A 21762-nucleotide genomic window follows, 5' to 3' on the forward strand; every position below is an offset into this window, starting at 1 on the left:
GGGCGCCGCGGTCATGGTCCAGCTGAGCTGGGGCGACTGCGCGAAGGTGTTGTACATGTAGCCCGAGACCTGGAAATCGGTCACGCCCACGTTCAGCGACGCGTTGTCGGCCACGAACACCGAGTTGGACTGGTTCGTGGAGTACGCGCCAGGGCTGCTGCCAGGCAGCCCGCCCACCTGCCAGTAGAACTGGTACGCGGGCGCCGAACCACCGAGCTGGGTGTCGGCGCGCTTGAACAGCGTCGGCAGGCCGGTGCTGCTCACGCCGTAGGACGCGGCATCGGGGCCGAAGCGATAGGCGATGCCGGCGTCCGTGCTCAGTTGGGCGGCCATGCCAACGTAGTTGGCCGCGACCACATTGCCGGAGGTATCGACGACGTCGCCCGACACGGGTGCGGGTGCGGGTGCGGGTGCCGGGGCCGGTGCGGGTGCGGGTGCGGGTGCGGGTGCGGGTGCTGGGGCCGGGGCCGGTGCGGGTGCGGGTGCGGGTGCGGGTGCTGGGGCTGGGGCTGGGGCTGGGGCCGGGGCCGGTGCAGGTGCAGGTGCAGGTGCAGGTGCAGGTGCAGGTGCGGGTGCGGGTGCGGGTGCAGGTGCCGGAGCGGGTGCGGGTGCCTGGCAAACGCGCGGGGCAGGCACGCCGGGGTTTCCAAATACGTCGGCGCTACACATCACTGCCACATTGGCGGGCACACCTCTCTGCACCCAATTGCTGCCGCTGCCGAAGCGCACATCGACATAGCTCGACAGCTTGAATATCTGGCCCTCAGCGGCTACTTGCACATAACCCGTGGGCGCAGGCGCTGGTGCCGGCGCCGGTGCGGGAGCGGGTGCCGGTGCCGGTGCCGGAGCGGGTGCCGGTGCGGGGGCTGGCGCTCTGACTCTGGTCTTGGCGCTTGTTGCCCCAATGTCAGCGACCGCAGTACCCGCCGTGTCCGCGACCGTGGTGCCGGTCGCATCCGCAGCAACAGCAGGCGAACCTCCGCCGGTACTCCCCCCGCCTCCGCCGCAAGCAGCCAGGCTGGACAGGATCAGCGCATGTAGAGCAGAAGTCTTAATTACGTTCACGTCGATTCCTCGCCATTGAAATAACAAACGGCATATAAGAATCGTCACGTAAGCAACCACTTCTTACAAGTTGAGCTTTTTTCTACAGTGCGGGGCCAGGACCCCGGTTACACCGCAAGAAACGACTTCAAGCTCTTTGAGAAAGCTGTTGCTGGGATTAGGTTTTCGAACTCGCCAGGGCGAAAGACCACGCCTTTGAAGCGTTCGGCCCCCTCAGTCTGGAGGCACGAAAGAACCGGAATTCGTGAAATATTCCCGTTGCAGCGCAACGACAAGCTATACAAAAGACGCTCGCCTGCCGATATCTACCGCCCCACAGCAAGGGCGAGACCGTCCGCCGAATCGGCGCGAGCCGCCTAACCCGGCTCCTCCCGGGTCGCCAGCGCCTCGATCCACACATCCAGCACGTGCTGCATGTCGGGGTGGACCTGCGCGTGCCGTACCAGCTTGTCCGTGATGGATCGCTCCGCATAGGCAGAGAAACTCCGCGTGCCGCCGAGAATCCGCAGGGCGTTCGACCAGTCGATCCAGGTCAGCCGCGTGTCCTCATCACGCGTCGCCTCGTGGCGCTCCTCGACGGCGTGGAGGACGGCCTTCAGCGCATCGCACTGCGCGGCGAGGAAGTCGCAGAGGTCGGCGGCTTCGTACAACGACGGGTGGGAACCCGTGGCCGCGAGCAGTCCACTGACCAGGCCCAGTTGGCCGCGCACGGCGTCGACCGTGTTCCATTCGTCTTCGGTGATGGTGTAGTCCATGATCGCGGCCTGTCTGTATGAGGTCTCTGCTCACGCTTATGCGGGTGGCGCAGGCTCCTGAATCACTACGATTCCGTCTGTAAGATCAATGAGTTGCGTGTGAGCTCGAGCCGCAGCCAGTCAGGCGAGCCGAGTTCGGGAGACGCTTCGCTCTCCGATGAAGAAGCAGGGTGTGCGGCGGTGCCGGGCGTGTGCGTCAAGACGCCGCACGACCAGAGCCCGTGCGCGTGAATTCATCGCGGGTCTTATCCCGGGTTCTGAGGGACATCTCTGCATCCTGGTTTGGGTGCGTCAATTGGCATTGACGCACGGGTTTGAGAACTTGTGTGAATGGATTATGGGCAATTTTTTTCCCATTTACAAGGGCAATTTATGACCCAATCGGAATCGCCGTATGCAGAGGTGGGCAAGCGCATCCAGAGGCTCAGAGGCAAGCTGACGCAGGCCGACCTCGCTCTGCGGTTGGGTGTCGATCGGAAGTCGATAACGGGATGGGAGACAGGCAAGAGGCTGCCGGATGGCAGCTCGCTGCTCGCCATGCGCCGCGATCTCGGCGCCGACCTCAATCATCTTCTAGGCGGCGGAGAGGCTGAACCTCTTGCGTTGACTTCAGAAGAACGAACATTGCTGGCCCATTGGCGCGCCTCGACGGACGAAGTTCGCAAGGCCGTACTCGGCGCCCTGGCGAGCGCAACACCCAATGGGCAAGATCACGCCTGAGAACACATCAACGCAGCCGTCCTGTGCAGCGTTGCCGATCGAGATGTATTCAAGCCGAACTCATCGAAACCGCTTCGTGAATTCGCGAACCACCCCGATCACCCTCGCCTTGCCGAGCGGCTTGATGGGGTAGCGCGTGTTCAATGGCTTGAGGTAGTAGTCCCCGCCGTCCTTGATGAGCTGCTTGAAGGTCGTCTGGTTGGCTTCGTTGAGCGCGATGACGAAGTCGCCGGGCAATGCCTCCATCTCGGGCTCGACGATGATGAGCGAACCATCCGGGAACGAATCCACAGCCTCGCTCACCATGCTGTCGCCATGCACACGCAGCGCGTAGGTGTGGCGCTTGATCGGAACGGTCACGGGCACGGTGTCGAACTTTCCCCGTGGCTTGAAGTTGTCGATGACCGTGTAGTTTCCCGCCTCGACCTCGGAAACCAACGGCACCTCAGCGCGCATGTCGAAGCCTTTGCTGATGTTCGAACCGCCCGAGACCAATTCGGCAACAGAGATGCCCAGCAACGCCGCGACACGTTGCTGGTTGCTGCGTTTGGGCGCCGTCCCGCCTGGTTTTTCCCATTGTTGAACCGCTCCGCGACTCACTCCGACGGCTTCAGCAAACTGCTGCTCGCTCATCCCGAGGCTACGGCGCCCTTCTCGGATCAGTTTGTGACTGCTCATAAGTCACAAGGCTATGCGCTCATGACGATAGAAGTTTAATCGGCGATAGACGATCTGTCAGCGAACGATAGCGCATGCCGTCGGGCGACAGGCCTTGCGAGCAGGCAGATGGAAGGGGAAATTCGCGCCCGGCTTGACGCCGCTCAATGTCGGCGGCCACGTCCGCGCTAGCCTCGCCTTCGATGCAGCGCTTCCCTGTCGATGATGGCCCCCACATGCCGAGCCAAGGCCTCGCGGCGGGAGAACTGTGCCGCATCTTCGATGTCGCGCGTCGGCTGAAGGCATCCGCGCTCAAGGGCAATGCGAGGCCGCAATTGATGGACAAGAACATCGGACTGCTGCGCTGGGCGCCCTCCGAACCGGAAAGCTGCATCGTCCATCGCGCCGGTCTCGACCTTGGCGCCCGGGTCGTCAAGGTCCGCCTCGGCGAGTTGCTGCGGCCTCTGGAGAACGAGTTGCCCGCCATCGCCCGGATGCTCGGGCGCCTCTACGATGCCGTCGATTGCGACGAGATGCCGGCCGGCGTCGCGGAGAGCATCGCAAGGCATGCGGGCATTCCCGTCTACAGCGGTCTCGACGGCCCGGAGCATCCGATGAGGGCCTTGGCGGACCTGATGAGCATTTGCGAGCATCGCGCACGAGAGGACGGCGGTGCAACGGTGCTCTTTGCCGGCGATGCGTTCACCCAGCGCGGCGACGCCTTCGTGCGGCTGGCAGAGCTGCTGGGCATCGGCCTGACGATCACGGCGAGTTCGCCGCAAGCGGCCCACGACGCAGCCCTCCTGGTTGACGCAACGGATCCCGTGCACTGGACGCTCCATGCGCCGGCAGGCCCGATCGACGAGGCCGAGCGAGACGAGAACTATCGCTACGTTGCCCAGGCCATCCTGATTTCAACGCTCATCGGCAGCTGAGTGAGCTGGATCGAACGGCCTCGCGTGTCGGTGCATTCACGCGGCTGGCGCACGACGCAATTCGCTCCTGGGATGCATCTGCGTGAAATTCCCCGCAATTCGGGGATAGATTTGCTATCGGTGCTATATTTTCTGAGGCGCCCGTCGGACGGCAGTCGATATCCGACAGTCCCGAAACGACTACCAAGGGAGCGAATTGATGCCCCACGGAGCAGAGCCTGGTCCCAGGCTACGATGGGCAGTCGCCTTCGAGCGGCTGCGAAATTCGATCCAGATGCGCGCATCTCCTCTTGGCGGGCAACCCAATGATGTCTCGCGCCTGGACCGGGGTGCGCTGGAGGCCGTGCGGGAAGCGCTATTCGACCTGACAGTGAGCGACGACCAGCCTTCTTCAGGCGGTGCGGATGGAGCGAGGCCCGCGGGCGTGGATGGACGCTTCTCGGCGCGCGAGGCGGCACGGGATCTCGCGGCCGCGTTGCGAATGCTGCGGCTGGAGACTGAAAGCGGCAACGGCGACGACGATCCTGCCGAGGGCGAACACGGCGTCGCCGCGCATGCACGCGTCACCCCGGCTCGGCGCCGCGTGGCCCAGCTTTGTGTCGACCTGGACGCGTTCGCCTGCCACCAGACACTGGTGCCCACGCGGATCGTGCTCCTGCCCTTCCTCAGCTCTCTGGCCCACCTGCTGCGGCTGTCGCTGGACCAGCGAATCGATGTCAGGGTGCAGGTTCCGCACGACTGTCCGCCGGCCAGGGGCGATTCGAGGGCCCTGGAGTCGGCCTTGATCCACCTGGCCCTCAACGCCCGGGACGCCATGCCGAAGGGCGGCATCCTCGGGTTTTCGGCTTCGGCGGCCCGCGCGGACTCGGGCGAGCCGATGGTCATGATCGTGGCCACCGACACCGGCACAGGCATGAGCGAAGAAGTCCTGCGCCAGGCAAGCGCGCCGTTCTTCACGAGCAAACGCTGCGATCGCTTTGCCGGAATGGGGCTGGCCGCGGTCGAAGGATTCGCCGTGCAGTCCGGCGGCCAGATGTCGATTCACTCCAGGCCGGGCCAGGGCACGAAGGTTGCCCTGCAATTGCCCGTGAATTGAGCGTGTCCGGTGACGAGGCCGTCCCCGATGAACCAGCGCCGCCTTCTCACCGTGACCGTTCAGCAACTCGCTTCGGGCGAGTTCACCTGGAAGCTGATGAAGCGACACGACAGCGGCACGGTGGAATGCATTGCCGAGTCATCGGACAGCTTCCCGGACTTCGACCAGGCGCTGGATGGCGGCTTCGCCGCGCTCGAGACGTTCTCCACGGGCCTGAGCCCGCGCGACGCCTGATCGCGCATGCGAAGTCGCGCGGGTCCTCGGCTCAGGCGCGCGGCTGGCCCATCGCCGGATCGCTGACCGAATGCCGACCGGTTTCGACCCGGCCGGCGAAGCGGCGGTAGTAGCTCGGGTCCGCGTCGCAGGTCACGGCAAAGTCATACCAGTAGCCGCTGTCGTCGATGCTCCAGTGCTGCTCCTCGTCGCCGTTGCCCTTGACGCGCACGATCCACGGGCCGTCATGCCGGTAGGCCATGGCCTGGATCGTGAACACGCAGCTCCGCTCGCCTTCGTTGCGCAGCTTCAGGTAGATGTCGCCGCGATGCACGTCGTAGCCGACGCGCACTTCGGGCTCGGGAGCATTGCGGGCGCGCAGGCGGTTGAGGTCGCCCTTGAAGTGGCGGTGGAAGCCGTTGGGCCCCAGCACCCAGAGGTCGTAGAGGCCGGCGTTGTCGGTCATCGCGGCCCAGTCGTCCTCGAGCCGCTCCTGCGCCTCCACCATGTAGCGGCGGGGCAGCCGGCCGAGGTTGAGCTTGTCGTACACGTGGAACACCGCCGCGGCCTTGCCGGTGTTGGCGAACACGAGTCGCACCCTGCCGTGCAGCGCATCGGCGCGCGCGCTCACGTGCAGCTCGTAGGGCAGCGCGCGCGAAGGCCGGGTGCCGGTCGGCTGGACGGGCAGCAGGGGATTGGCGGGGGGCATGATCCTGGCGAGCTTCTCCTGGTCGGCGCGCAGGGTGTCGGCTTCGAGCTTGGTCTTTCGCCCCGGCAGCGTCGGCAGGATCTCGTCGTTGGGCCGCTCGAAGTTGAAGGCGCTCATCAGATCGCCGCACACGGCGCGGCGGAAGGGGCTGATGTTGGGCTCCTTGACGCCGAAGCGCTTCTCGATGAAGCGCAGCACGGAGCTGTGGTCGAAGACCTGCGAGTTGACCCAGCCGCCGCGGCTCCAGGGCGAGATCACGTACATCGGCACCCGCATGCCAGGGCCGTAGACGCGGCCGTCGGGCTGCGGCTGGTTCGTCGTGCCGGGCGGGTTCGGATGAGTGAAGCGCTCGAAGGCCACTTCGGACTCTCGCAGCGTGGTCTTGCCCGCGGGCGTTCCGTCGGGATTGAGCGAGGGCGCCGAGGGCGAGGGAACGTGATCGAAATAGCCGTCGTTCTCGTCGAAGTTGACCAGCAGCACGGTCTTGCTCCAGACCTCGGGCACGGCCGTGAGCGCATCGAGCGTCTCCTGGATGTACCAGGCGCCCTGCACCGGGCTCGAAGGGCCGGGGTGCTCGGAATAGGTGGCCGGCGCGATGAGCCAGGACACCTGCGGCAGCTTGCCGTTCCTGACGTCGTCGCGGAAGCGGTCGAAGTAGGTCTGCGCATCCGCGATGTCGCCGGGCATGGTGTTGGCGATGCCCTTGTAGAGCGGGTTGCCGGCGTCGTCGCTGGCCGGGTCGTAGGCGGGCGAGAGGGCGTCGTTGCTCACCGGCTTGCCGGAGGCTTCGTTGGCCTTGCGGTATTGCTTGAAGCCGGCCAGCGGGTTGTCGCCGAAGTTGTCGGGCATGTTCTGGTAGACGATCCAGCTGACCTTGGCCGCCTGCAGGCGCTCGGGGTAGGTCTTCCATTCGTAGCCGAGGGTCGAGGCGTCGATGGAATCCCATTCGTTGTTCAGCGAGGCCACGCCCGCGGCGGTCGGGCCGTTGGTGCCGGTCCACAGGAACATGCGGTTGGAGTTGGTGCCCGTGTGCATGGCGCAGTGGTAGGCATCGCACAGCGTGAAGGCGTTGGCCAGCGCGAACTGGAAGGGCAGTTCGGCCTGCTCGAAGTAGGTCATGGCGCCGGCGGTCTTGTAGCGCGGCCACTGGCTCAGGCGGCCGCCGTCCCAGGCGTTCTGGCTGTCGGCCCAGCTGTGCGGGGTGCCGCTCGCGCGCTGCGCGTTGCCCTTGCTGCCGTCCAGGTGGTAGGGCAGCACGGGCTGGCCGGTGGCGTCGTTCTGCTGCCAGACGCTGCGGCCGTCGGGCAGCGGAATGGTGAAGCGGTCGCCGAAGCCTCGCACGCCGGGCAGCGTGCCGAAGTATTGGTCGAAGGAGCGGTTCTCCTGCGTCAGGATGACGATGTGCTTCACATCCTGGATGGTGCCGGTCTCGTTGTGCGCGGGAATCGCGAGCGCGCGGCGGATGCTCGGCGGAAAGGCGGCGAGCGTGGCGGCGGCGATGCCGGTGGTGGCGGTGCCTTGTAGGAATTTGCGGCGCGAGTTCATGGTCTTCTTCTCCTCGTTCTTGTGGCGTCAGGGTGCGTAGTGCACTTCGGGCGTGTCGGACGCCAACGAGGTGTCGGCCTTCTGGGCGGCGGCACCGGTGCCGCCGGTCGCGGCGGGGGCTCCAGCGCCCTCGCTGCCGCCGCCGCCGCAGGCGGCGAGAGCACAGGCGACGATCAACGCGCCCGTGATGGCGCGCAACAGGAAAACGGCTGTGTGCATGGACATGGGAAAGGTCCTCGGGTTGTCAGGGATGGGTGGGGATCGGCCGGGTCCGAAGGCTAGACAGCGGGCATGTCATGGGCATGACGCCGGCGCGGATCGCCGTTCACGACGGCTGCGCGAAACAGGCGCGAGAATAGGCGCGCAACAACCACGCAGGACCCCCCGATGCGACTCCTCCACACCATGCTGCGCGTTGGCGATCTGCAGCGCTCGATCGATTTCTACACCCAGGTGCTCGGCATGCAGCTGCTGCGCAGGTCCGAGAACCCGGAGTACAAGTACAGCCTTGCCTTCGTCGGCTACGAGGGCAACCCGGCCCAGGCCGAGATCGAGCTGACCTACAACTGGGGCACCGAGCGCTATGAGATGGGCACGGCCTACGGCCACATCGCGCTGGGCGTGCCCGATGCCTACGCGGCCTGCGAGAAGATCAAGGCCGCGGGCGGCAACGTCACGCGCGAAGCCGGCCCCGTGAAGGGCGGCACCACCGTGATCGCGTTCGTGACCGATCCCGACGGCTACAAGATCGAGCTGATCCAGCGCGCGGAAGGCGCCGCCGGCGGCGGCCTGCGCTGAGGCCCCGCCCGCTCAGCAGCCGAGCAGTTCCGCGAGCGCGATGATGTCGCGCGCGTGCAGCGTGTTGTCGGGCCGGGGCGAGACATCTTTCGGACGCGCGGCGCCGAACTCCAGCGGCCGCTCGATGTAGGCGGTGCGCAAGCCGCACACGCGCGCGGCCGCGAGGTCGTCGTGGTGCGCCGCCGCCAGCATGACCTGGTTGGGCGTCACGTCGAACACGCCGGCCACGCCCAGGTAGGTGCGCGGGTCGGGCTTGTAGGCCTTGAACACTTCGGCCGAGAGCACGCAATCCCACGGCAGGCCGGCGCGCTTGGCCATCTCGGTCAGCAGGCCGATGTTGGCGTTGGAGAGCGAGCAGATGATGTACTTGCGCTTGAGCCGCGTGAGGCCTTCGACCGCATCCGGCCATGCCGGCAGCCGGTGCCAGGCCTTGTTGAGATCGCGCTTCTTCGCCACGTCGAGGTCGTCCACGCCGAACTCGCGCAGCACGTCCTGGAGGATGCCCATGTGCAGCTCGTCGATCAGCGTGAAGCCGCCCTCGCCGGCCGCGAGCCGCTCCATGACGCTCTTCATCGCGGGCTGGTAGCCGGCGCGCCACGCCAGCGCGAAGGCACTGCCGTCAACGCCCGGCAGCGCGCGCTCGACCTCGGCGGCGATGCCGCCATGCCAGTCGACCACGGTGCCGAAGACGTCGAAGGCGATGACCTTGAGTTCGCCGGCATCGACGTCCGCGCCCATCGGCGTGCTCATCGCGGGAGCTGGCTGGCCTCGCGTGCCAGGGCCTCGATGCGCGCCCAGTCGCCGGCGGCGATGGCGTCGGTCGGCACGATCCACGAGCCGCCCACGCAGGCGACGTTGGACAGCGCCAGGAACTCGTTCGCGTTGGCCGCGGTGATGCCGCCCGTGGGGCAGAACCTGATGTCGCCGAAGGGCCCCTGCCATGCCTTGAGCATCGCGAGGCCGCCGGCCTGCACGGCCGGGAAGAACTTGAGTTCGGTCAGGCCGTCTTCCTGGGCCAGCATGATCTCGCTGCCGGTGGCGACGCCGGGCAGCAGCGGCAGGCCGAGGTCATGGCAGGCCCGGCCGACGGCACGCGTATAGCCCGGACTCACGCCGAACTTCGCGCCGGCGAGCGCCGAGGCCTGCGCATCGGCGGCGCTGCGGATGGTGCCGGCGCCGGCGACGGCCTCGGGCACTTCCTTGGCGATGATCTCGATGCATTCGAGCGCCTCGCGCGTGCGCAGGGTCACTTCGAGCATGCGGATGCCGCCCGCCACGAGGGCGCGCGCCAGCGGCACCGCGTCCTTCACGTCGTGCAGGACGATCACCGGGATCACCGGCGCGTCGCGCATCACTTCCAGCGCGGTCAATGTCTTGTTCACAGCCATGTGCAGGCTCCTTCTTCAGCGGTCAGCGCATTGCGGCGCATGCCGGCAAACAGATCGCGGCCGAGACCGAATCCGTTGGCGGCGCGTAGTTCTTCGGGCAGCGTGGCGTTCGTGCGCGCGGCCCATTCGTCTTCCGGCAGCAGCACGGTGAGCGTGCCGGCCACGGAGTCGAGGCGGATCAGGTCGCCGTCGCGCACCTTGGCGAGCGGGCCGCCGGCCGCGGCCTCGGGCGACACGTGGATGGCGGCGGGCACCTTGCCGGATGCGCCGCTCATGCGGCCATCGGTGACGAGCGCCACGCGAAAGCCCTTGCCCTGCAGCACCGACAGCGGCGGCGTGAGCTTGTGCAGTTCGGGCATGCCGTTGGCCTGCGGCCCCTGCCAGCGCACCACGCAGACCACGTCGCGTTCGAGCTCGCCGGCGTTGAAGGCCTGCTGCAACGCGGCCTGCGAATCGAACACGCGCGCCGGCGCCTCGATGACATGGCGGTCGTCGGGCACCGAGGACACCTTGATCACGCTGCGCCCGAGGTTGCCGCCGAGCAGCTTGAGGCCGCCGGTGGCGCTGAAGGGCGCGGAGACCGGCCGCGCCACTGCATCGTTCTTCGACGGCGCGGCGGCGTGCCACTGGAGCGCGTGCGCTTCCGACGGGGCGCCGGCCAGCGTGGGGATGTTCGCGAATTCGCGGATGCCGCCGGCGCGCACGGTCAGCACGTCGGCGTGCATCAGTCCGGCGTCGAGCAGCTCGCCGATCACGAAGCCCGGCCCGCCCGCGGCCTGGAACTCGTTGACGTCCGCGCTGCCGTTCGGATAGACCCGCGTGAGCAGGGGCACCACGTCCGAGAGTTCGGAGAAGTCGTTCCAGTCGATGAGGATGCCCGCGGCGCGTGCGACGGCGACCCAGTGGATCAGGTGGTTGGTCGAGCCGCCGGTGGCGAGCAGGGCGGCCATGGCGTTGACGATGGTGCGCTCGTCGACCAGTTCGCCGATGGGCGCGACGGCATGGGCGCTGTCGCCGGCGCGGCCGAGCACCGTGCGCACCGCTTCGCGCGTGAGCGCCTCGCGCATCGAATCCCCGGGCTGGATGAAGGCGGTGCCCGGCACATGCAGGCCCATGGCCTCCAGCAGCATCTGGTTGCTATTGGCCGTGCCGTAGAAGGTACAGGTGCCTTGCGAGTGATAGGCGGCCATCTCGGCCTCCATCAGGCCCTTGCGGCCCACCAGCCCCTGCGCCGCCTGCTCGCGGACCTTGGACTTGGCGCTGTTCGACATGCCCGAAGGCATCGGCCCCGCGGGCACGAAGACCGTCGGCAGGTGGCCGAAATGGAGCGCGCCGATCAGCAGCCCCGGCACGATCTTGTCGCACACGCCGAGCAGCAGCGCGGCGTCGAACATGTCGTGGGTGAGGGCCACCGCCGTGCTCATCGCGATCACGTCGCGGCTGAACAGGCTCAGCTCCATGCCGGGCGTGCCCTGCGTGACGCCGTCGCACATGGCGGGCACGCCGCCGGCGACCTGGGCCGTCGCGCCGAGGCGCCGGGCCTCATGCTTGACGATGTCGGGATAGCCCTGGTAGGGGGCGTGCGCGGAGAGCATGTCGTTGTAGGCGGTGACGATGCCGATGTTGGGCGCGCGTTCGGTAACCACCTTGAACTTGTCGTTGGCCGGGATGCCCGCCACGGCATGCGCGACGTTGGCACAGCCCATGCGGTCGGAGCCGCGGTCGCGGTTCCTGGTCTCGGCCAGGCGCTGCAGGTAGGCGCCGCGCAGCGTACGGCTGCGCTCGCGGATGCGATCGGTGACGTCGCGGACTGTGGGGTGGGTCGTCATGGCATGCTTCATCACGGTGAAGTGGGGCTACGCACGCCGGTGGCGTGGGGATGCATCGTACCAAGCCGGCAAGACCGTCGCCGCGCGGCCTGCCCCTTTCCTTGCGGGTGGGACGACGCCCGGGCCTCTCAATCGACCAGTGTCACCTCGACCCGGCGCGCCTGCGCGTCGTTGCCCGAACCGGCGGTGACCGCCGGCTTGCGCAGCTCGATCCTGTCGGCCGGCACGCCCAGCCCGGTGAGCACGTCGCGCACCATCTCGGCGCGCTTCTTCGCGAGTTGTTCGTTGATCGCGGCGTCGCCGGTCGTGTCGTGAAAGCCCGAGACCAGCGCCTTGCGGCCGGCCTCGACGCCCTTGATCACCGCGGCCAGCGCCTCGGCCGCGCCGGGCGCGAGATCGGCGCTGGCGGTGGCGAAATAGAAGTTCACGACACCGCCCTCGACGCGGATGCTCGCCCCGTCGGGGATCACCACCGTCACGGTTTCGGTGACCACGGCCACCGTGCTCGCGGGCGCGGCCGCGGCCTGGGGCGGGACTGGCGCCGAGTGGCTCCTGTGATAGAACACGATGCCGATCACGAAGAAGATCACGAGCGCGATCAGCCCGAAAAGAAAGGCCAGGATGAAGTTCTGCTGGCTGTCGTCGTCGCTGGTAGCTGACATGGCTCTGGCTCCGTATTCGAGGGGTCGGTAAATAATGGTGCGGTGAACCATGACCGCCAAATTGTAGGCGCCGCCCCACCGGCCACGGGCGGCGACCCCGGACCGCCCGGCCTGGACCCGATGCCCAAGCCCTTGCGCGACCCCCAACCGATGCTCGATCGGGCGATCGAGGAATGGGGTGGGCACGAGGATCTCTGGCTCTTCGGCTATGGCTCGCTGATCTGGCGGCCGGACTTCGGCTTCGTCGAACGGCACGCCGCGCGAGTGCACGGCTGGCACCGCGCGCTCAAGATGTGGAGCAGGATCAATCGCGGCACGGTCGACAACCCGGGGCTCGTGTTCGGCCTGCTGTCGGGCGGCAGTTGCCGGGGCATGGTGTTTCGCGTGCCGGCGGCGGATGGGCTGGAAACGCTCGGCCGCCTCTGGCTGCGCGAAATGCCCACCGGCGTCTACGATCCCCGCTGGCTCGACTGCATCACGGCCGTCGGCACGGTGCGCGCGCTGGCCTTCACGCTGTCGCGGCGCAGCCCGAATTTCACGGGCGAACTGAGCGAAGAGCGCTACCGGCACATCTTCCGCAGCGCGGTCGGCCGCTACGGCAGTTCGCTGGACTACGCGCAGCAGACGCTGCTGGAGCTCAGGCGCCACTCGATCCACGACGCCGCGCTGGCGCGGCTGGTGCGGCTCGCGCAGACGCAGCAGGTGCCGGCGCCGGCCGATTGCGGGGAGGCGCCCGCTCCGGTATACCCTGCGCCTTCTTCTTCGGATTCCTCCGATTCTTCCGATCCATCCTCCCAGGAGTAGCAGATATGCCCTGTCGTTTCGTCGCCCCCGCCCTCGCCCTTTTCGCGGCCAGCCTGCTCAGCGCTTGCGGCGGCATGGGCCTCATGGGGCCGGCGAGCGCCACCGCCGATCTCGCGCCGACGGCCGCCATCTCGCCGAACCCGACCGTGGGCAAGGTGACCTTCACGGCCATCGAACATGGGGTGCGCGTGGCCGGCGAGGTGAGCGGCCTCGCGCCGCGCACGGAGCATGGCTTCCACATCCACGAGAAGGGCGACTGCGGCGCCGACGGCAACGCCGCGGGCGGCCACTTCAACCCCGCCGGCGGCATCCACGGCAAGTTCGCCGCCGCCGGCAGCCATGCGGGCGAGCTGCCGAGCCTGGTGGCCGACGGCAGCGGCGTGGCGCGCTTCAGCGTCGACGACCATTCCATCTCGCTGACCGAAGGCGCGGCCAACAACATCGTCGGCCGCGCACTGGTCGTTCACCGCGACCGCGACGACTTCACGACGCAGCCGGCCGGCAACTCGGGCCCGCGCATCGCCTGCGCCCTGATCAAGAGGAACTGAGGCGCGGCAGGAGCAGTGCCTCGGCGCGCGCCAGCGCGTCGGGCGTGTCGATGTCGGTCACGATGCCGATGTCGTCGACTTCGATGTCGGCGACCGCGCCGGCCTCGCGCAGGGCACGCAGGACGGGCGCCGCTCCCTGGTTGCCGGCGAGAGCCGCGAGTGCTCCGCCGCAGCTCGCGGCGAATGCGACCGGGTGGCCGCGCTCGCCGCGGTAGCTCGGCTGGGCGGCCCGGATCGGGCCCGCCAGGGCGCGCGCAACCGTGCGCAGGGTCTCGGCCCGCACCAGGGGCAGGTCGCCGGGCAGGATCAGCCAGCCCGCCGCATCGGCGGTGGCGCGCACGGCGGCGGCGATGGAGTCGCCCATGCCCGGATGCCCCGCGTCTTCCAGGTGCCAGGGCAGGCCGCTCGCGCGCACGGCGGCGAGCGTGTGTTCCAGCACCGTGCGGCCGGCCAGCGGCGCCTGCAGCTTGGAGCCGCTGCCGCCCGCGGCGCGAAAACGCTCGCCGCGCCCGGAGGCGAGCACGATCACGGTGGGCAGGCGATTGGCGGCGGGTGCGTTCATGCGCCCGAGTATCTCCGCCGCGCAGGGGCAACTGCGCATGGGCAACAATGGCGCCATGAGTTCTCCCAACGACACCCTGGCCGAGCTGCGCAAGAGCTACGAGCGCGCCGCGCTCGACGAAGCCAGCAGCGCCGCGAATCCCCTCGATCAGTTCGAACGCTGGCTGGCCGAAGCCATCGACTCGAAGGTCCCCGAACCCAATGCCATGACCCTCGCCACGGTCGGCGGCGACCTGCGCCCCTCGACGCGCATCGTGCTCATCAAGGGCTACGGCGCGCGCGGCATCGTCTGGTACACCAACTACCAGAGCCGCAAGGGGCAGGAACTCGCGGGCAATCCCTGGGCCGCGCTGCAGTTCCACTGGGTGGAGCTGGAGCGCGTGGTGCGCATCGAGGGCCGGGTCGAGAAGGTCAGCGACGCCGAGAGCGATGCCTACTTCGCGAGCCGCCCGCTCGATTCGCGCATCGGCGCCTGGGCCAGCCCGCAGAGCGAAGTGATCAGCGGCCGGGACGTGCTGGTGAAGAACGCGGCGGTGGCGGCCGCCCGGCACATGCTCTCGCCGCCGCGGCCACCGCACTGGGGCGGCTTCCGGCTGGTGCCCGACCGCTGGGAGTTCTGGCAGGGCCGCAAGAGCCGCCTGCATGACCGGCTGCGCTACCGCCTGGAAGACGGCGCGTGGCTGCGGGAGCGGCTGGCGCCCTGACCCCGCCGCCTACAGCCGGCCGACCACGGCCATGACGACCGAGAGCGTGACCAGCGCCAGCACGGTCGACACCGCCACGCTGGCGGTGACGAGTTCTTCCGCCACCCGGTAGCGCTGCGAAAACAGGAACACGTTGGCGCCGATGGGCAGCGCCGCGGCCACCACCATCACCTGCAGCGGCACGCCGCGCAGGCCCAGCAGCCAGCCCAGCGCCGCCACCAGCAGCGGATGCACCACGTTCTTCACCAGCGCCTGCGTCAGCGCGCCGCGCCAGTGCGCGCCGATCGATGTCAGCCCGAGCGTGATGCCCACCATCACCAGCGCCACCGGGCTGAAGGCCTGCCCGAGCAGCGCGATCGGCGTATCGATGACCTCGGGCATGCGCATGCCGCTCCACGCGAAGGCAAGCCCCGCGATGATCGGCAGCGGCACCGGATGGACGATGGCGTTGAACAGCGCCCGCCCGATGGTGAGCATCATCGGCCGGCGCGCCTCCCCGCTCGCGGCCGCGTGTTCGTGCGCCACGGCGAGTTCGAGCACCACGGTCGCGCTGGTCAGCAGCACCAGCGAGTGCAGCGAGATCAGCGTGAGCAGCACCACCATGCCCTCGGGCCCGTAGGCCAGGCCGACCAGCGCGATGCCGATCATCACGGTGTTGCTGTAGGTGTTGGCCAGCGCGATCACCGCGGCGGTGCGGTTGAAGCCGCGCCACAGCATCGTGGCGGCGAAGATCAGCCCGGCCCCGAGGAAGTAGGCGGCGACCGGCCGCAGGCTGAGCTGCTCCACATGCACGGTGCTCATCGAGCGGAACAGCAGGGCCGGCGCGAGCAGCATGAAGATGAGGTTCGACAGGTCCTTGATCGCGGCGCCGCGCACCCAGCCGCGCCGCCCCGTCAGGAAGCCCGCCGCGATGAGGAGGACGACGGGCAGGAGGGAGGAAAGGACGGAAGAATTCACCGGGCGAGGATACTCAACCCGCCAGTACCTCCACGCACGGCGTCGACACGGCGCCCGCCGCACCCCGCGTTCGCGCATCCAGGCCTTTCAGTGCGCCACGCTGGCCACCGAGCGCGCCAGTTCGCGAAGCAGCGAAGCGCCGTCGCCGCGCCAGGCACTGCCATGCATGCATGCCAGCGTCTGCGGCTTCTCGCCGGCCAATCGCTCCAGCACCGCCGCGGTGTGCGGCGCGTGCGCGAAGTAGTCCATCGCCTTGCGGAACGCCTCGCTGGGGCCGAGGATGTCGCCCTCGGTCAGTGCGATGTCGCCGCTGCCGGGCTGCGTGAGCAGGTCGCCGCAGAAGAAGGTGCGCGTCGACACGTCCATCATCAGCCCGCACTCCCAGGCGTGCGGCATGTGCGGGGTGTCGAACCAGCGCATCGTGTGCCGGCCCAGCGGGAGCAGCTCGCCATCGGCGAGCGCCCGCGGGGCGCGATCGGCCAAGTCGTTCATCGACACCATGGCCGCGACCTGGCCGCACAGGGGGACGGCCTGCGGCGCGACCGCGAGGAACTCGTTCATCGCGCCGCATTCGTCGGCTTCCACATGCGACAGGCCGATGTAGCGCAGCCTCTCGAGCGGGATCACGCGGCCGACCGCTTCGCTCACCAGCGGGAAGAGCTTGCGCGGGCCGGTGTGAAAGAGCAGCGCTTCGTCGTCCACGACGAGGTACTGGTTGAAGCTGAAGGCCTGCCCGCCAGGGAGCGCGATCGGCGTGTTGATGCGGTAGATGCCGTCGCCGATTTCCTCGGCGCTGGTGCCTGACTCGGGGTTGGTGACCATAGTGACCTCACGCAGGGTTGCACGAAACGGACACCGGTACTCTCGCCGATTTCGCGCACCTTGGGAAGATCGGCTCGGCCGCGAAGCCGCCGTCAGCGCCTCGGGGAGCCGCGGGTGGGCAACTTCATCTACCTCGACTGCACGTACTCGGCCACCGCCTTCATGTCGTTCGCGTCGAGTTCCTTGATGACGCCGTGCATGACCGGGGAGTCGCGAAACTTGCCCTGGATCACTTCGAGCTGGCGCAGCACATAAGCCGCGTGCTGGCCGGCCAGGCGCGGGAAGATGGCATTGCCCTGGGCCGCATCGCCATGGCATGTCGAACAGGCGACGATGTTGCGCGAGGGGTCGCCCTTCTCGAACAGGCTCTTGCCGCGGGCGATCAACTGCGGATTGCCGGCGATGCCCGCGCCTGGCTTCTGAGCGGCGTAGTAGCGCGCCAGGGCCTCGATCACCGAATCTTCGAGCAAGGTGGCCATGCCCCACATGTAGTCGTGCGCGTCCTGCTCACCGCGCGTCTTGCCCTTGAAGGCCTTCAACTGGGCGACCAGGTAGAGCTCCTGTTGACCCGCAAGACGCGGAAAGAGCGGAGAGGTGCTGACGCCGGTCGGTCCGTGGCAGGACGCACAGATCGATCCGGCCACCTTGCTCGCGGTCTGGTCGGCATCGGCCAGCGTGCCTTGCGCGAAGGCAAACGCCTGCGCGGTCAGCAAGGTGCCGGCCACCAGGGCTCGCGCCAGGACCATCATGCGGGATTGAGTCATGTGTTGTCCCCGGTTCAGTAAGCAAACCATACGTTGAAGAACAAGGTGTTGTTGTCGCTGGGTCTTCGCGTCGTCACGCCGTCGTAGCCCACGCCGCCGCCGTTGAACTTGGTGTAAGCCGTGTACTGCAGCATGAGGCGGATGTTCTGGACCGGCACGTAGTCGAGTTCGAGCACGTAGCCCCTGCTGTCGGGTTTGCCGTTGAAGCTCCCCGTGACGGGCGCGGGCGCGTACAGGTTGGGATCGGCGCTGCCGTTCAGGGAGAAGCTGCTGAGGGTCACGCCGTACTTGCGGTCGTAATAGTAGGAGGCCTTCAGCCGCGTCGAATTCAGGGTGTCGGTCGGGTTCGCGGTCAATCCCTGGGCAAAGCTGGAAGCGTAGTCCTGGTGCTCGTTGACGTACCGAGCCTGCAAGGTGATCGTGTGCGGGTTCGTGATGTACTGGTACTGCGCATCGACGCCCTTGTCCGTGAAGCGATCGGTGCCGCTGTCGGGATTGGTGTTGTCGACAAACCGATCCACGCGCATGCCGAAGGCGCCGAGCATCAGCGAATGGGGACCCCACTCCTTGTTGTAGGCAAAGCGCGCGTAGGGGTTCGTGCCGGACAGGCGCGCGACCGCCCCCGGCGTGCTGGTGTCCTGGCCCGCGCGCAGGATCGAGAGACCGCCATCGGCCGTCCGGTAGGCGGTCAGCTCGCCATACCAGGTCCTGTCATAGAAGCCATACACGCCGATGCCCGCGACCTGCTGCGCCAATGCACCCTCGATCTGCGTTCCGGCCGTGGGCCCGACCGCCGTTGGAGACGCCGTGAACGGATAGCCGAACGCCGGGGAGCTGTTCCAGACGTCCTGCACCGTCGGGTTGTTGTGCAGGGTCAAGCCGTAGAGGAACTTGACCGCGCCCGCGTCGGCGCTGGCGTCACCGCTGGTATTGCCCTCCCCGCTCGTGCGGCCGAGGATGCGGCCGATCCAGCGAATATCGGTGTTGTCGATGCCGCTGTGACCGACGCTCGTGCCGTCCGTGCTGTAGTTGCGCGAGTAGGTCCACTGCACGAAGCCGCCGATGTTGTCCGTCGCCTTGCCCGCCAGGAACGCGCTCGCTCCGTTGAGCGCGACGTTGCGGTCGCGCGCGGTCACCAGCGTCCCCGTGCTCGTGCCGTCGTCGTTGTTGCTGATCGACGTGCGACCGATCTGGGCCATCATCGCCAGCGGCACGGCCTGCCGGACTCCGATGGTGTAGCCGGACAGCTTGAACCATCGACCGTAGGGCGTGAGCTCCGGAAAGCTCACATGGCAAGCGACGCAGTTCTGTCCGGTCTGGCGCGCAAACGCGGGAACCGCATTGGCCGACGAGGCCGCGAGCCCGAGGGCGGCGGCACACAGCGCCGAGGCGATCCACTTCGTGAACGAGACATGCGGCATGGTCATCGTGTCCTCCTCAATGCGTTTCGGGTGGAACGCCTACAGGATCACTCTAGACCCTGAATGCATGAGGGATATGGATGATTTCACCCGTGTTGCCACCGGGCGACGCCTTCACTGGAAATCAACCGAGGTCAGCTTCCCGGCAGCATGTGCGGAGGGCGATCGCGATGCGGGAGCGGGCGCGGCCGCCGCGAGCGCGGCAGGCATCGGGACCGCCTACGGAAACATCCGGCCGTCGAAGGCGAACGGGTTGCGCTCGACCGTCAGCAGGATGGATCGAAAGGCGGGATGGTCGGGATTGAGCAAGAGGTTGTTCTCGCCCGGCTCGACCGCCGAGGGCACCCACAAGCCCAGCGCATGGCCGCTGCGCCGCCACTCGATGCCGGCCTGCTGGGTCAAGGCTTCCCGAGCGATCCAGTCGTCGGCCAGCGCCATCATGTCGCGCACGTCTTCGAGTGGCGCGCCCCCCGGCAGGTCCAGACGCAGCAAGGGCTGGTTCAAAGGCCGGACGCCGTTGCTGTGCACACGCTTCTCGAGCTGGCAGATGGCGCGGCTGCCGCCGGCATAGACCACCGCATGGCCTTCGGGTGGCGGCAGGTGCCAGCGGCCGGGCGCCAATGTGGACCCCTGCGCGAGCTGGTCGAGGCGCAAGGCCCTGGTCGTGCCGATCCGCCAGACCGAGACGCTCAGACAACGCCCCCGTGCTCGATGGCATTCAGGATCGAGCGGACCTTTTCGCCGCCGTACTCGTTGCCGGCAAATTCGGCCGGCGTCTTGTTGTCGAGCAGAGGATGCGGCTTGGTCATCCACGTCGGGCCCTCTTCGCCGAACACCTCCACGGCGCGCACCATGAGGTCGGCCTGACGGAACATCCGCTCCGTCAGGACGGGGTCCATCTCCTTTTCCGGCGGGGTTCGGGACAGCGTCGACGCATTGACGCAGAGGGACAGCCACAGGTCCTTCCGGCGAGGCAGGCGCGAGGCCTTGAACCAGGCCTCCAGGACTTCGGCGTGCACGCTCTCCGACGCGTAGTGCGACACGGCATCGCGGTCGAGGCGGATGGAGTCGCTGTAGAGGAAGAAGTGCTTCGGCCCGCGCGCCGGCAGCCGATGCGGCGTCCGCGATGCCGAAAACGCGTGATCGAAGACCTCGTCGAATTCCATCGCGATGGCGCGGGCGGGCGAATGGGCCGGCACGGCGGGCGCCGCATTGGCGGAGCGACGGCCGCGTCTGGCCGGGGCTTCATGTTTCGGCATGCCGCGACCTCAGCATGGTTGCATTTGCAATGCAACACACTTGCAAATGCAATGCCACGGCATCGACGCCGGCCCGAACGAGGAGGAATGCGGCATCATCCGCGAACGAACAGGAACTCTCATGCCACGATCCGACAGCCTCCGCGCCGCCGCCGCGTACTTCGATGAAGGCGGCTTCTTCGAGGACCTGCGGCGGCGCGTCGCCGTCCGCACCGAGAGCGACACCGGCACGGCCCCGCCCGCGCTGGAGGCCTACCTGCGCGACGACCTGGGGCCGCCCCTCGCGGCGATGGGTTTCGAATGCGAGCGGATCGCCAATCCGGTGGCCGGTGGCGGCCCCTTCCTGATCGCGCGCCGCGTGGAAGATGAAGCGCTGCCCACCGTGCTCAGCTACGGGCACGGCGACGTCGTGAGCGGCCAGGATGCGCAGTGGCGCGAGGGGCTGAGCCCCTGGACGCTTACCATCGAGGGCGACCGCTGGTACGGCCGCGGCAGCGCGGACAACAAGGGACAGCACACCATCAACCTCGGCGCGCTGGCCGCGGTGCTGAAGGCGCGCGACGGTCGCCTGGGCTACAACGTCACGCTGCTGTTCGAGACGGGCGAGGAGGCCGGGTCGCCCGGCCTGCATGCCCTGTGCGCGCGGGAGCGCGACAAGCTGCGCGCCGACCTGCTGATCGCCTGCGATGGTCCGCGCGTCAACGCCCGCCGCCCGACCGTGTTCCTCGGCTCGCGCGGCGCCGTCAATTTCAGCCTGCGGGTGCGCAGCCGCACGCGCGGCTACCACTCGGGCAACTGGGGCGGGGTGCTCGCCAACCCCGGCATCATCGTAAGCCACGCGGTGGCCTCCCTGGTCGACGCGCGCGGCCGCATCCTGGTCGAGGCGCTGCGTCCGCCGCCGGTGACCGAAGCGGTGCGCGCGGCGCTGGCCGACATCCGCATCGGCGGCGACGCGGACGATCCGGCGCTCGACGAAGGCTGGGGCGAGCCGGGCCTGAGCGCCGCCGAGCGCCTGATGGCCTGGAACACCATCGAGGTGCTCGCACTGGGCGCCGGCGCGCCGCAGCGGCCGGTCAACGCGATTCCGCCGGAAGCGGTGGCGCATTGCCAATTGCGCTTCGTGGTCGGCACGCCCTGGCAAGACCTCGCCCGGATCGTGCGCGAGCACCTCGACGCACACGGGTTCCGGCAGGTCGAGGTGCAGGTGACGATGGCGGGGGCGGCGACACGTCTGGACGTGGAGAACCCCTGGGTCGAATGGGCGCAGGACTCCATCGCGCGCAGCTGCGGTCAGCGCGCCGACCTGCTGCCCAACCTGGCGGGCTCGCTGCCCAACGACGCCTTCGCCGTGCTGCTGGGCCTGCCGACCTTGTGGGTGCCGCATTCCTATCCGGCCTGTTCCCAGCATGCGCCCAACGAGCACCTGCTGGGCTCGGTGGCGCGGGAAGGCCTGCAGATCATGGCCGGGCTCTATTGGGATCTGGGCGAGGCCGGTGCGGCGCCCTGGAAGGCCGGCGCGCTCGCCTCCTGAGGCCTGAAGCGGCCGCGGC

General features: G+C 68.2%; 25 protein-coding genes. 9 read left to right on the plus strand and 16 right to left on the minus strand.

The genetic code is table 11. From position 1 onward, the window contains the following. Together AC1DNF_RS32855 and AC1DNF_RS32860 are read right to left on the minus strand one after the other, a co-directional pair. The coding region (locus tag AC1DNF_RS32855) for a hypothetical protein (protein WP_478152853.1) at positions 1–390 on the minus strand (390 nt) is incomplete at its 3' end. Between the two features lie 1031 nt (positions 391–1421). After that, complete coding sequence (locus AC1DNF_RS32860) at positions 1422–1820, minus strand: hypothetical protein (protein WP_478152854.1); 399 nt, start codon at positions 1818–1820, stop codon at positions 1422–1424. Between the two features lie 330 nt (positions 1821–2150). Here AC1DNF_RS32860 and AC1DNF_RS32865 point away from each other — a divergent pair, with 330 nt between their 5' ends. Then, a complete protein-coding gene (locus tag AC1DNF_RS32865) occupies positions 2151–2540 on the plus strand; it encodes a helix-turn-helix domain-containing protein (RefSeq protein WP_478152855.1) in 390 nt (129 codons plus the stop codon). A 60-nt stretch (positions 2541–2600) separates the two neighbouring features. Here AC1DNF_RS32865 and AC1DNF_RS32870 read toward each other — a convergent pair whose 3' ends face one another. Further along, positions 2601–3218 carry a LexA family protein gene (locus tag AC1DNF_RS32870; protein ID WP_478152856.1) on the minus strand — a complete coding sequence of 206 codons (618 nt, stop codon included), beginning with the start codon at positions 3216–3218 and terminating at the stop codon, positions 2601–2603. A gap of 215 nt (positions 3219–3433) precedes the next feature. Here AC1DNF_RS32870 and AC1DNF_RS32875 point away from each other — a divergent pair, with 215 nt between their 5' ends. The 3 genes from AC1DNF_RS32875 to AC1DNF_RS32885 all read left to right on the plus strand — a co-directional run bounded on the left by AC1DNF_RS32875 (position 3434) and on the right by AC1DNF_RS32885 (position 5462). Then, a complete protein-coding gene (locus tag AC1DNF_RS32875; protein ID WP_478152857.1) occupies positions 3434–4132 on the plus strand; it encodes a Rossmann-fold NAD(P)-binding domain-containing protein in 699 nt (232 codons plus the stop codon). Positions 4133–4406: 274 nt separating this feature from the next. Further along, positions 4407–5228, plus strand: coding sequence for an ATP-binding protein (locus AC1DNF_RS32880; protein WP_478152858.1), 822 nt, complete (start codon positions 4407–4409; stop codon positions 5226–5228). A 27-nt stretch (positions 5229–5255) separates the two neighbouring features. Continuing rightward, the gene (locus tag AC1DNF_RS32885) at positions 5256–5462 is read left to right on the plus strand and encodes a hypothetical protein (protein WP_477925690.1); all 207 of its coding nucleotides are present in this window, start codon (positions 5256–5258) and stop codon (positions 5460–5462) included. A 31-nt stretch (positions 5463–5493) separates the two neighbouring features. On the opposite strand, the gene AC1DNF_RS32890 is transcribed toward AC1DNF_RS32885, so the two are convergent. Both AC1DNF_RS32890 and AC1DNF_RS32895 read right to left on the minus strand, forming a co-directional pair. Continuing rightward, complete coding sequence (locus AC1DNF_RS32890; RefSeq protein ID WP_478152859.1) at positions 5494–7695, minus strand: phosphocholine-specific phospholipase C; 2202 nt, start codon at positions 7693–7695, stop codon at positions 5494–5496. 27 nt (positions 7696–7722) lie between these two features. Next, positions 7723–7920 carry a hypothetical protein gene (locus AC1DNF_RS32895; RefSeq protein WP_478152860.1) on the minus strand — a complete coding sequence of 66 codons (198 nt, stop codon included), beginning with the start codon at positions 7918–7920 and terminating at the stop codon, positions 7723–7725. A gap of 162 nt (positions 7921–8082) precedes the next feature. On the opposite strand from AC1DNF_RS32895, the gene gloA reads away from it, so the two are divergent. Beyond that, the gene (gene gloA, locus AC1DNF_RS32900) at positions 8083–8493 is read left to right on the plus strand and encodes a lactoylglutathione lyase (protein WP_478152861.1); all 411 of its coding nucleotides are present in this window, start codon (positions 8083–8085) and stop codon (positions 8491–8493) included. Positions 8494–8505: 12 nt separating this feature from the next. Here the strand turns inward: gloA and AC1DNF_RS32905 are convergent, their stop codons facing one another. From AC1DNF_RS32905 to AC1DNF_RS32920, 4 genes are all read right to left on the minus strand, one after another. Beyond that, entirely contained in the window at positions 8506–9231 is a 726-nt protein-coding gene (locus tag AC1DNF_RS32905; RefSeq protein WP_478152881.1) for a haloacid dehalogenase type II, read from the minus strand. An 8-nt stretch (positions 9232–9239) separates the two neighbouring features. Continuing rightward, positions 9240–9881 carry a bifunctional 4-hydroxy-2-oxoglutarate aldolase/2-dehydro-3-deoxy-phosphogluconate aldolase gene (gene eda, locus AC1DNF_RS32910; protein ID WP_478152862.1) on the minus strand — a complete coding sequence of 214 codons (642 nt, stop codon included), beginning with the start codon at positions 9879–9881 and terminating at the stop codon, positions 9240–9242. Then, entirely contained in the window at positions 9872–11710 is a 1839-nt protein-coding gene (gene edd / locus AC1DNF_RS32915) for a phosphogluconate dehydratase (protein WP_478152863.1), read from the minus strand. The genes eda and edd overlap by 10 nt, the downstream gene beginning before the upstream one ends. A 128-nt stretch (positions 11711–11838) precedes the next feature. Further along, positions 11839–12372: an OmpA family protein gene (locus AC1DNF_RS32920; RefSeq protein WP_478152864.1), complete on the minus strand. Its 534-nt coding sequence runs from the start codon at positions 12370–12372 to the stop codon at positions 11839–11841. Positions 12373–12492: 120 nt separating this feature from the next. On the opposite strand from AC1DNF_RS32920, the gene AC1DNF_RS32925 reads away from it, so the two are divergent. After that, positions 12493–13176 carry a gamma-glutamylcyclotransferase gene (locus tag AC1DNF_RS32925; protein WP_478152865.1) on the plus strand — a complete coding sequence of 228 codons (684 nt, stop codon included), beginning with the start codon at positions 12493–12495 and terminating at the stop codon, positions 13174–13176. 5 nt (positions 13177–13181) lie between these two features. Next, entirely contained in the window at positions 13182–13724 is a 543-nt protein-coding gene (locus AC1DNF_RS32930; protein WP_478152866.1) for a superoxide dismutase family protein, read from the plus strand. Here AC1DNF_RS32930 and AC1DNF_RS32935 read toward each other — a convergent pair. Beyond that, a complete protein-coding gene (locus AC1DNF_RS32935) occupies positions 13711–14286 on the minus strand; it encodes a nucleotidyltransferase family protein (protein WP_478152867.1) in 576 nt (191 codons plus the stop codon). The two genes, AC1DNF_RS32930 and AC1DNF_RS32935, sit on opposite strands and share 14 nt — an antisense overlap. 37 nt (positions 14287–14323) lie before the next feature. On the opposite strand from AC1DNF_RS32935, the gene pdxH reads away from it, so the two are divergent. After that, a complete protein-coding gene (gene pdxH, locus AC1DNF_RS32940; protein ID WP_478152882.1) occupies positions 14324–14989 on the plus strand; it encodes a pyridoxamine 5'-phosphate oxidase in 666 nt (221 codons plus the stop codon). Between the two features lie 9 nt (positions 14990–14998). Here pdxH and AC1DNF_RS32945 read toward each other — a convergent pair whose 3' ends face one another. The 6 genes from AC1DNF_RS32945 to AC1DNF_RS32970 all read right to left on the minus strand — a co-directional run bounded on the left by AC1DNF_RS32945 (position 14999) and on the right by AC1DNF_RS32970 (position 20212). After that, entirely contained in the window at positions 14999–15946 is a 948-nt protein-coding gene (locus AC1DNF_RS32945) for an AEC family transporter (RefSeq protein WP_478152868.1), read from the minus strand. 87 nt (positions 15947–16033) lie between these two features. Continuing rightward, positions 16034–16768, minus strand: a complete 735-nt coding sequence (locus AC1DNF_RS32950) for an oxygen-binding di-iron domain-containing protein (RefSeq protein ID WP_478152869.1) — start codon at positions 16766–16768, stop codon at positions 16034–16036. Between the two features lie 128 nt (positions 16769–16896). After that, positions 16897–17532: a c-type cytochrome gene (locus tag AC1DNF_RS32955; RefSeq protein WP_478152870.1), complete on the minus strand. Its 636-nt coding sequence runs from the start codon at positions 17530–17532 to the stop codon at positions 16897–16899. A 14-nt stretch (positions 17533–17546) separates the two neighbouring features. Further along, entirely contained in the window at positions 17547–18959 is a 1413-nt protein-coding gene (locus tag AC1DNF_RS32960) for a cytochrome C (RefSeq protein ID WP_478152871.1), read from the minus strand. 213 nt (positions 18960–19172) lie between these two features. Beyond that, the gene (locus AC1DNF_RS32965) at positions 19173–19718 is read right to left on the minus strand and encodes an RES family NAD+ phosphorylase (RefSeq protein WP_478152883.1); all 546 of its coding nucleotides are present in this window, start codon (positions 19716–19718) and stop codon (positions 19173–19175) included. Next, positions 19643–20212 carry an antitoxin Xre/MbcA/ParS toxin-binding domain-containing protein gene (locus AC1DNF_RS32970; RefSeq protein ID WP_478152872.1) on the minus strand — a complete coding sequence of 190 codons (570 nt, stop codon included), beginning with the start codon at positions 20210–20212 and terminating at the stop codon, positions 19643–19645. The genes AC1DNF_RS32965 and AC1DNF_RS32970 overlap by 76 nt, the downstream gene beginning before the upstream one ends. Positions 20213–20333: 121 nt before the next feature. Between AC1DNF_RS32970 and AC1DNF_RS32975 the strand changes: the two genes are divergently transcribed. Further along, a complete protein-coding gene (locus AC1DNF_RS32975) occupies positions 20334–21743 on the plus strand; it encodes a M20 family metallopeptidase (RefSeq protein WP_478152873.1) in 1410 nt (469 codons plus the stop codon). Positions 21744–21762 lie beyond the last annotated feature (19 nt).

The sequence above is a fragment of the Variovorax sp. 01T432 genome, from assembly GCF_056398605.1.